General features: G+C 68.1%; 10 protein-coding genes. All 10 read right to left on the bottom strand.

What is annotated here, in order from left to right; translation table 11 throughout:
• Positions 1-286: 286 nt before the first annotated feature.
• The 10 genes from AC1DHD_RS13715 to ftsW all read right to left on the bottom strand — a co-directional run bounded on the left by AC1DHD_RS13715 (position 287) and on the right by ftsW (position 9,947).
• A complete protein-coding gene (locus AC1DHD_RS13715) occupies positions 287-973 on the bottom strand; it encodes a DivIVA domain-containing protein (protein ID WP_476880245.1) in 687 nt (228 codons plus the stop codon).
• Positions 974-1,122: 149 nt separating this feature from the next.
• Positions 1,123-1,431: a YggT family protein gene (locus AC1DHD_RS13710; RefSeq protein ID WP_476880244.1), complete on the bottom strand. Its 309-nt coding sequence runs from the start codon at positions 1,429-1,431 to the stop codon at positions 1,123-1,125.
• A 148-nt stretch (positions 1,432-1,579) separates the two neighbouring features.
• Positions 1,580-2,110: a cell division protein SepF gene (locus AC1DHD_RS13705; RefSeq protein WP_476880243.1), complete on the bottom strand. Its 531-nt coding sequence runs from the start codon at positions 2,108-2,110 to the stop codon at positions 1,580-1,582.
• 114 nt (positions 2,111-2,224) lie between these two features.
• Complete coding sequence (locus AC1DHD_RS13700) at positions 2,225-2,962, bottom strand: YggS family pyridoxal phosphate-dependent enzyme (RefSeq protein ID WP_476880242.1); 738 nt, start codon at positions 2,960-2,962, stop codon at positions 2,225-2,227.
• Positions 2,959-3,696: a purine nucleoside phosphorylase YfiH/LACC1 family protein gene (locus tag AC1DHD_RS13695; RefSeq protein WP_476880241.1), complete on the bottom strand. Its 738-nt coding sequence runs from the start codon at positions 3,694-3,696 to the stop codon at positions 2,959-2,961. Before AC1DHD_RS13695 ends, AC1DHD_RS13700 begins: the two co-directional genes overlap by 4 nt.
• A 134-nt stretch (positions 3,697-3,830) precedes the next feature.
• On the bottom strand, positions 3,831-4,814 hold the full coding sequence (locus tag AC1DHD_RS13690; RefSeq protein ID WP_476880240.1) for a cell division protein FtsZ: 984 nt from the start codon (positions 4,812-4,814) through the stop codon (positions 3,831-3,833).
• Between the two features lie 292 nt (positions 4,815-5,106).
• A complete protein-coding gene (locus tag AC1DHD_RS13685; protein WP_476880239.1) occupies positions 5,107-5,988 on the bottom strand; it encodes a cell division protein FtsQ/DivIB in 882 nt (293 codons plus the stop codon).
• A complete protein-coding gene (murC, locus tag AC1DHD_RS13680; RefSeq protein ID WP_476880238.1) occupies positions 5,981-7,390 on the bottom strand; it encodes a UDP-N-acetylmuramate--L-alanine ligase in 1,410 nt (469 codons plus the stop codon). The genes AC1DHD_RS13685 and murC overlap by 8 nt, the downstream gene beginning before the upstream one ends.
• Before the next feature lie 70 nt (positions 7,391-7,460).
• A complete protein-coding gene (murG, locus tag AC1DHD_RS13675) occupies positions 7,461-8,609 on the bottom strand; it encodes an undecaprenyldiphospho-muramoylpentapeptide beta-N-acetylglucosaminyltransferase (protein WP_476880237.1) in 1,149 nt (382 codons plus the stop codon).
• 6 nt (positions 8,610-8,615) lie between these two features.
• A complete protein-coding gene (ftsW, locus tag AC1DHD_RS13670; protein ID WP_476880246.1) occupies positions 8,616-9,947 on the bottom strand; it encodes a putative lipid II flippase FtsW in 1,332 nt (443 codons plus the stop codon).
• Positions 9,948-9,982: the final 35 nt, after the last annotated feature.

Here is a 9,982-nt window from a genome sequence, read left to right as displayed (position 1 = left end):
CGTAGGCGAACACCGCGAACCCGGCGAAAAGGGTGAGCAGCGTCGCCCGCCGCGGCCGGCGCGTCGGCAGTGCTTCCACGGGAGCGGGCTGGGCGGCGTCCGCGGGCTGGGCGGCGTCTGGGGTTGGTGCGTCAGTCATAGTGCTTTCGTTCCGGTGCCGGTGGTGGCTGAGGCGTACCACCGGCGGGCGCTTCCCGCGAGGGAGGCCGGGAGGCGGCGGTTAATGCCAAAAGCCGGTGGCGGAGGAGTCCTCWGCCACCGGCTTTCAGAATACGGGTAAAACGTCCTAGTTGGCTTCGACCTCGGGGGCCGCMACCGAACCACGGGCGTCCAGGTCGCGCAGCTGGCCTTCGATGTAGGCCTTCAGGCGTGAGCGGTAGTCGCGCTCGAAGCCGCGGAGCTGCTCGACCTTGCGTTCCAGCACGGAGCGCTGCTGCTCGAGGGCACCAAGGATCTTGCGGGACTTTTCCTGCGCGTCGTTGACCAGGCTGCTGGCTTCGATCTGCGCTTCGGCGATGATCTTGTCGCGCTGCTGCTCGCCGTCGGAGACGTGCTTGTCGTGCATCTGCTGCGCCATGGCCAGCAGGCCTGCGGCGGACTCGGCGGACGCGGTGGCGGCGACGGGAGCCGGGGCTGCTGCCGGGGCGGGAGCCTTCTCGGCTTCCTTCTTCTTGGCGGCTTCAGCGGCTTCGGCGGCCTTTGCTTCGGCTTCTGCCTTGGCGCGGTCTTCCTTCTCGGCCTTGACGGGTGCAGGCACCTTCTCCACAACGGGAGCGCCAGCGGCGGAGCTGGCGGCCGTGCCGGAACCGGCTTCGGCGAGCTTCTTGCGGAGCTCGTCGTTCTCCTGGTTCAGGCGTCGCAGTTCGACGACGATCTCGTCCAGGAAGTCATCAACTTCGTCCTGGTCGTAGCCCTCGCGGAACTTGGTCGGCTGAAAGCGCTTGTTGACAACGTCTTCTGGCGTCAAAGCCATCTGGTCACCTCGTTGGTCTAGTTAGTCAGTAGGCCTTCCGGCCGTCAAAACTACGGTACCTAAATATGGTCTGGTTCCTCTAATTCAACACCGCAGTGTCAAACCGGAGTTTTTATCTTTTTGGCCGGCGGTCGTGGTCCGCCGGCCGGTCATGTGGCGATCGGCTGCGCGTAGGTGAAGTACCTGGCGATTCCCATGGCCACGGACACGGCCAGGAAGAGCACCAGGAACGCCAGGTCCAGCGAGATTCCGCCGAGCCGCAGCGGCGGGAGGATCCGGCCGAGCAGTTTGAGGGGTTTGTCTGTGACGGAGTAGACAGTGTGGGCGGTGACGAGCGCTACACCGCGCGGACGCCAGCTCCGGGCGAACATCTGAACCCAGTCGAAGATCAGCCGGATGATCAGGGCCACGAAAAACAGCAGCAGCGCGATATAGATGAGTCCGAAAACAATTCCCATGAGTTAGCTCATATCTCCATGATCATTCCGGATACCGCAGTAGCCTGACTGTTTGCCCATCTATTCCACCACGTCTATTCCAACACGGATCCGTCAGCACGGATGCCAGGCAGGTTTCCCTGCCTGGCATCCGAACCGGAATCCCGGACTAGCTTTGGTTGAAGAAGGAGGCCGTCGTTTCGCTGGCCTTCTTGTCGTCGCCAATCACTTCGACGTACGACGGCGAGAGCAGGAACACCTTGTTGGTCACCCGTTCGATGCTGCCGCGCAGGCCGAATACCAGGCCCGCGGAGAAGTCGACCAGGCGCTTGGCGTCGGCTTCGCCCATGTCGGTGACATTCATGATGACGGGGATGCCGTCGCGGAAGCTCTCACCGATGAGTTTGGCATCGTTGTACGACCGGGGGTGGATCGTGGTGATCTGCCGGAGGCCGGTGGTTTCTTCGCGGCTCGCGGCCGCTCGCTTGATCGGTGTCACGGGTGCGCGGTATTCCTCTTCAGCGGCGTAGGGCTCGTCCCGGGGGGCTTCGCGGATGGGGGCCGGGGCGCGGCGCTCCTCGCGGTCGTGCTCCATCGAATCGTCCTCATCCTTGTGCAGTGTGTGATGCTCGGACTCGTAGTGTTCGTCGCCGTCAGCGAGCCCAAGATAGATCATTGTCTTGCGCAGAGCGCCAGCCATGGTCGACTCCTAATCGTGTCCGTGTGCGGGCCGCTTAGTGACCTGACAGTACTGGAGTCACTGACCTGAATCACTTCATTGGAATCCCCGCCATTACCTTCCAATACGTTGAACCTACCCCAACGCCGGGCGCGGACCGAGAATATCGGAGCCAATTCGAAGGTGTGTCGCTCCGAAACGGATGGCGGCCTCGAGGTCCTGGCTCATCCCGGCGGAAATGCCCGTGGCCTGCGGATGGTCGGCGCGGAGCCTGGCGGAGATCCCCGCGAGTTTTTCGAATGCGGCGTCCGGGGCGGCGCCCAGCGGCGCGACGGCCATCACGCCGGCCAGCCGCAGCCCGGCGGCCGAGGCCACCAGTCCGGCCAGCGCCGGGACGTCCGCAGGCAGCGCCCCGCCGCGGTGGCCGTCGGCGGCGCCGTCGAGGCTGACCTGGATGTAGCAGTCGAGGTTGGCGCGGCCGGTGCGGTCCTGCTCGGCGAGCACGGCCTTATCCAGCGCGGTGACCAGCTGGGCGCGGTCTACGGAGTGCACGGCGTGGGCGTACTTCACGACGGACTTAGCCTTGTTGCTCTGCAGCTGGCCGATGAAGTGCCAGCGCAGCGGCAACTCGTGCAGGCGGGCGGCTTTCCCGGCGGCTTCCTGGTCGCGGTTTTCCCCCACGTCGGTAACGCCGAGCGCCGCCAGCCGGGCGACGTCGTCGGCCGGGTGGAACTTGGTGACAACAATCAGTTGGGGCGCAGGGCCCGGCCGCCCGGCGCCGGCTACCGCCGCGTCGATCCTCTGCCTGACAGCCTCAAGCTTTCCGCGCAGCTCGGCGAGCCGCGGGTCGCCGTTCGCGGCGGGCGCGGTCACGTCGTTGCTCCCGTTGCCGCGGGCGCAGTCCAGACCAGCCCGGCGAACCGGCCCGTCTGGTTGTTGCGACGGTAGGAGTACAGGTCCGCGTCCTCCAGCGTGCAGCCGCCGGAGTATTCGACGCTCACTCCCGCTGCCTCCAGCTGGCTGCGCACCCCTGCGGGCAGGTCCAGGCCGGGCGTGCCCTGGGAGGTGGTGCACCAGGCGTCCGGGACAACGGCCGCGACGTCAGCGCGCATCCCCTCCGGAACCTCGTAGCACTTGCCGCAGATGGACGGGCCGATCCAGGCGCTGATGCCCGTGGCTCCCAGCGCCTGCATCTGCGCCACCGCCGCGGGCACAACCCCGTTAGCCAGGCCGGGCCTGCCAGCATGGACAACACCGAGCACCGGGGCGCCGGCAGCGCCCTCCCCCGCGAGCACGATCGGTACGCAGTCCGCCACCATAACGGCCATTGGCTGGCCGGTGGAGACCATGGCGTCGGCGGTCGGCGCCGGACCCTTGCCGGACTCCGGTGCAGGCTGCCCGGCCGGCAGGACCGCCACCTCGCGGCCATGGACCTGGTTCATGTACTGGAAGGTGCGGGAGCCCAGGCCCGCGGCCTGCTCAAGTGCCCTGCGGCGCTGATGCACCGCCTCGGGGCCATCCCCGACATGGAGCGCCAGATTGCCTGCTCCCACGTCAGTAAACGCCACCCAGACGCCGGGCCGTACCTCCGCTTGCCATGAGAACACTTAGTGCACCATCCCTGTGGGAGACGGAATCATCATAAAAGCCATACCAAACACCGTAACCCTAGAAAGCACCATGGCACTGCCGGAGGCAGTGCCATGGTGCTGATTGCTGCTTGCTGAATGCAGGCCCGGGACTACTTCAGGAAGTCGGGCACATCCAGGTCGTCCGAGTGGCGGCCGGAGAGGTCCGGCTCGACCACGGAAGGCAGGTCGAGGTCGAACCCGGAGTCCGCCGGAACAGCGGAGGGCCGCTGCTGGCCCCAGTTGCTCAGTCCGGAGGCGCCGACGCCGGCGTGCATGGGCTGCGCCGGTGCCGAAGCGGGTGCCTGGGCGGGTGCCGGGGCAGCTGCCACCGGACGCGCCGGAGCAGGCTGCGACTGGTCCATGGACGGCGACGTGGCCTTGACGTCGTCGAAGCCTGCGGCGATCACGGTCACGCGGGCCTCGTCACCCAGGGCGTCGTCGATCACGGCGCCGAAGATGATGTTGGCCTCCGGGTGTGCCACTTCCTGCACCAGGCGGGCGGCTTCGTTGATTTCGAACAGGCCGAGGTCCGAGCCACCCTGGATGGAGAGCAGGACGCCGTGGGCGCCATCGATGGACGCTTCGAGCAGCGGCGAGGCGATGGCCAGTTCCGCGGCGATCAGGGTGTCGACCTCGTCGCGCAGGGCGTCGATGCCGGCTTCGGCGGAGCCGGCGCGGCGGCGTCCTTCGAAGGTGAACGGGCGGGTGACGACGCCGATGGTCAGGGCGCCGAGGGAGCGCGCGATGCGGGCCACGACGGGCGCGCCGCCGGTGCCGGTGCCGCCGCCCTCGCCTGCGGTCACGAAGACCATGTCTGCGCCCCGGATGACCTCTTCGATTTCGTCGGCGTGGTCCTCGGCAGCCTGCCGGCCAACCTCAGGATTCGCACCGGCTCCCAGGCCGCGGGTCAGCTCACGTCCGACGTCGAGCTTGACGTCGGCATCGCTCATCAGCAGCGCCTGCGCGTCGGTGTTGATGGCGATGAATTCGACGCCGCGAAGACCGACCTCGATCATTCGGTTGACTGCGTTCACGCCACCGCCGCCGATGCCGACGACCTTGATGACGGCCAAGTAATTCTGCGGAGCTGCCACGTTACGTGTCCCTTGTTCGTGTTCTATTGCGAAAACTGATGGAGTTGGGCTTGAGACCTGAACCTTAACCTTCGAGTTGAAGGTTAGAGTTATGTCAAGTAACTCTTGTTGTGACGCTATTTCCTATGCCGAGGACATTCAATAACCGGCTCCGCGTGTCGCGGGAATACCCGGTAAATGCCGCTCTGTTTCTGCTGCCGTACTTGTTTGCCGCCCTGCGGGGCGGACCATGTTCCGGCCCGGCACCTTTTGCACTATCGCCCGTGCAGGGCCGAATGTAAGGAATCGCCGGCTACCGGGTTACCGGGTGCCTGGGCACGCTGACGTCATAGATCGCCACGGGGTTTTTCGGATCTGCCGGGACCTTGAGCAGTGCCGCCAGCACCCGCGCCTTCAGTTCCTTGTCCCCCGCGTTGCCCCACACAATCGTCTGCCCGTCCACGAGCTTGAGCTCGACGGCGTCGGCGGACTTCGCGGAGGCGTCGGAGAGCCGGGCCAGGACATCCGGCGGCAGGGCCCCCAGGACGGCCGTGATGGCGTGGAAGAGATCCTTGGCCAAAGCGCCGCGGCCGGCGTCGATGACCGGAAGCTTCACCGTACCGGGGTCCTTGGTGGTGCTGAGCTGGATGCCGTCAACATCGACCAGCTGGTAGGCATCCCCCTTCTTGACCAGCGCCACGGGAACTCGCTCGGTAATCCGGACCTGAAGTGTGTAGGGCGGCCGGGCCTGCGTGGTGACGGCCTTGACCTGCACGAGCGGACGCAGCAGCGCGGTGACCTCGTCGTCGCTGATCTGTGTCAGGGGTTTCCCCTGCAGCGGCGCCAGGGCGGCCGTGACCTTTTGGGTGGTCAGCATCCGGTTGCCTTCGACAGTCACGGTGCGCACGGCGAGCCACGGCGAATACAGGGCCGCCGCCACGATTGCGGCGACCAGGAGGGCCACCACGCCGACGGTGGTGAGCACAATCCGGCGCCGCCGCTTGGCCCTCGGTTCCGGGAACGCCAGCACATTGCCGCGCTGCGGTCCCGGAGTGTTCCCGCCACCGTTGCCGGTGGCCGCCACGTCCGGTCCTGCTTTCGAGGCGGAGATGACGTCATCGTGTCCCGTGTGGGGCCCTCCGGTGTCCGGTCCCCGCTGGCCTGAGGGGTAGCCGGGCCGCCGCGAACTAGTCACCCGGTGCCTCCGCCGTGAGGGCCTCGACAATACGCGGGCCATACGCGGTGACGTCGCCGGCGCCGGCTGTGAGGATGATGTCCCCCGGCGCTGCGGCGTTGACGACGGCGGAGACCGCATCCGTGCCGGCAACGAGCCGGCCGCCGGCGCTGAGGTGATCGGCAATCAGCTGGCTGGTCACTCCRGGAATGGGATCTTCGCGGGCGGGGTAGATGTCCAGGACCAGCGCGGTGTCGGCGGCATTGAGTGCTTCCGCGAATTCGTGCGCGAACTCCCTGGTCCGGGAGAACAGGTGGGGCTGGAAGAGCACGTGCACCCGGTGTTCGCCGGCCACGGAGCGTGCCGCGGCGAGGGCTGCCCGCACCTCGGTGGGATGGTGGGCGTAGTCGTCGTAGACACGGATGCCGCGCCCGCTGCCTTTGTATTCAAAGCGGCGCGAGGCGCCGGAGAAAGTGGCCAGCGCGCCGGCGGCGGCAGCCGGGGCGATGCCCAGCTCAAGCGCCACGGCGAAGGCGGCGGCGGCGTTCAGCGCGTTGTGTCGGCCAGGCACCTGGAGGTCGACGGCGAAGCTTCCGGCTGGTGTGGAGATCCGGACGTCGCCCGGGCCGCCGTCGTGCAGGAGCACGTCCGCATCCGGCGCGGTCCCGTAGAGGACCACGCGGGTGGTGCCCCGCTCCCGGGTGCGCAGCGCCAGGGCACGGGCGCCGGCGTCGTCGGCGCAGGCCACCAGCAGCCCGTCGGCGGGCAGCAGCTCCGTGAAGCGGTCAAAGGAGGCATAGACGGCCTCGGCGGTGCCGTAGTGGTCCAGGTGGTCCGGTTCGACGTTGGTGACCACGGCGATCTGCGGGCGGTAGTTGAGGAAGGAGCCGTCCGATTCGTCGGCCTCGGCGATGAACACCGGGGACGTACCGGACGCGGCGTTGACGCCGAGCGCCGGGACGTTGGCGCCGATAGCGAAGGACGGATCCAGTCCGGCGCCCTGCAGGAGCACCGTGATCATCGAGGTCGTGGTCGATTTCCCGTGGGTGCCGGCCACTGTGACGGCCGTGTCCTGCGCCATCGTGGCGGCCAGCGCCTCCGAGCGGTGCAGCACCGGGAGCCCGGCGTCGCGGGCCGCGGCGAGTTCGGGGTTATCCGGGCGGATGGCCGAGCCGGCGACCACCGTCTGCGCGTCGCCCAGGTGCGCCGCGTCGTACCCGACGGCAATCCGTGCCCCGGCCGCGGCGAGTTCGCCCATCACCGGGAGGTCTTTGGCATCCGAGCCGCTGACCGGCACACCGCGGGCCACCATAATGCGGGCCACGGCGGACATGCCGACGCCGCCGATGCCGATGAAGTGCACACGTCCCAGCGAGTCCTGGGTGTGCGCCGTCGGCGGGGTGCCGTTCTGGGCCTGGGTCATTGCTGTACCGCTTCCTGCCTGCTGTTCAGTGCTGCTTCGTGTTCAGTGGTGCTGGTGTTCGTGTTCGTGTTCAGTGTTCGTGTTCAGTCCCGGCCGTTCCCGGTGAGGTCCGGGGCGTGGAGCGGGCCGCGTCGAGGACCAGGGCCGCCATCCGTTTGTCGGCGTCCCGGACACCGAGCTTCTCTGCGGCCGCGGCCATTCCGGCGAGCCGGGCGCCGTCGCGCAGGAGGGGGATGATGTGTTCGCCGATCCACGTGGCGTCGAAGCCGCTGTCCTCGACCAGGAGGGCGGCGCCGGCGTCCACCAGCCCGGCGGCGTTCAGCGCCTGCTCGCCGTTGCCGATCGGGAGCGGGACGAAGACGGCGGGAACGCCAACGGCGGCGACCTCGCAGACGGTGGCGGCGCCGGCGCGGGCCAGCAGCAGGTCCGCGGCCGCGTATACCAGTTCCATACCGTCCACGTACTCGACCTGGCGGTAGCCGGGTGCGGCCAACGGCCTGCCCTCGGCGTCGTGGACGGTCTTGCCGCGGCCGGTGATGTGCAGCGTCTGGATCCCGGCGTCGGCCAGGGCGGAGACGGACGCGGCGATGGCGCGGTTAATGCTTTGCGCGCCGGATGACCCGCCGGTGACGATCAGTGTGGGCTTGTGCTGGTCCAGTCCGAGGGCGGTGCGTGCGGCCTCACGGGCGGCGGTGCGGTCCAGGCCGGAGATCTCCCGCCGCATCGGCATCCCGACGTGCCGTGCCCCGGGGATCCTGGTCGCGGCGAAGGCCACGGCCACGTGGTGGCTGAGCCGGGCGCCGACGCGGTTCGCGAGGCCTGCCCGGGTGTTCGCCTCGTGCACCACGATCGGGATGCGGCGGCGCCGGGCGGCCAGGTACATCGGGGTGCAGACGTAGCCGCCCACCCCGACCAGGACATCCGCGCGGGCGTCGTCGAGGATGACCCCGGCCTGCCGGACGGCACCGGCAAGTTTTCCGGGCAGTCGCAGCAGTTCCATCGATGGTTTACGTGGGAAGGGGACCCTGCTGATGGTGGCCAGTTCCAGCCCTGCGGCCGGCACAAGCCGGGCTTCCATCCCGCCGGGGGTGCCGACGGCCAGGAGCTGGGCCTCGGGCCGGACCTCCCGGATGGCTCCCGCGATGGCGAGCAGCGGGCTGATATGCCCGGCGGTACCGCCGCCGGCGAGGACGACTGACAGGGACGAATCGGTCTTCATGGGAGGCTAGGTACGCTTTCGTGCGGGGTTCTTAGTGGCGGGGTTCCGGGTTCCGGACGCCGGGCCCGGGCTACGGGGTTTAGCCGGGGCCTTTGGGGCCGGTTGCTTGGCGGCCCGTCGGGAGGCGGCCTGCTTGCGCAGAACCGTGGCGAAACCGGCCGGCCCGAACTTGATCAGCTTTTTCGGTTGCATGGTCGGAGCCATCTGGGCGCGGGCCAGGGATAACACTACGCCGATGGCGCACAGGGACATGAGCAGCGCCGAGCCGCCGTAGGAGATAAACGGCAGGGGCACCCCGATCACGGGCAGCAGGCCAGTGACAACGGCCATGTTGACGGTGGCCTGGCCGAGCAGCCACACCATGATCGTTCCGGCGAGGACGCGGTGGAAGAGGTCCTGCTGGGCCACAACGACCCGGTAGATCGCGGTGCCCAGGACGGCGAACAGGGCCAGGACGACGATGGTGCCGATGAGGCCGAGCTCCTCGCCGATGATCGCGAAGATGAAGTCGTTGTGGGCTTCCGGGATCCAGCTGTATTTCTGCCGGCTTTGGCCCAGCCCGACTCCGAACCAGCCTCCGGAGGCGAGGCCGTAGAGTCCGTTGGTGGACTGGTAGTTCAGGTCGGAGCCGTCGGCACAGGTCTGTCCGGTCCAGGACAGGATGCGGCACATGCGGTTGGGGCTCGTGACGGCCAGGATGGCTGTTCCGATCGACAGGGCGGCTCCGGCGATGGCGAACAGGTAGAGGCGGACCCCGRCGAAAAACAGCCCGGCGGCCATGATGATCATGACGATCATCGCAGTGCCGAGGTCGTTACCGGCGAGGATGAGGCCCAGGATGGCGGCGGCGCCGGGGAAGACCACCGGGACCAGGACGTGCCGCCATTCGCTGAGGTATCGGGCCTTGCGGTTGAGCACGGTGGCCATCCAGAGGGCCAGCGCGAGCTTGGCCGCCTCGGAGGGCTGGAACGTGAAGGGGCCGACGTCGATCCAGTTCTGGTTGCCGAGGGTGCTGCGCCCGACCAGGAGGACGAGTCCAAGCAGGATGACGGCCAGGATCATGGCCGGCCACGCGACGCGCTTAAGCCACACCACGTTCACCCGTGAGAGCACCAGCATCACGAAGACGCCGATGGCCGCGAAGAGTCCCTGTTTGAGGGCGGCCGAGTACRGCGACTCCCCCGCGGCGATGGCTTCCACGCTCGAGGCGGAGAGCACCATCATGATGCCGATGGCGGTGAGCGCGAGGGTGGACCCGAGAATGAGGTAATACGTAGACCCGTTGCGGGACGTGCCGGTGCCTTCCAAGGCCGCCCAGAAGCGGCGGTGCCAGCCCAGGACGCGGGCGACGGGTGCTGTTCCCCCGGCCGTTT

This window comes from Arthrobacter sp. 05L45_2, from assembly GCF_056397525.1.
The sequence above is the reverse complement of the archived record's forward strand: the minus strand, read 5'-3'. Positions and strand labels throughout refer to the sequence as shown.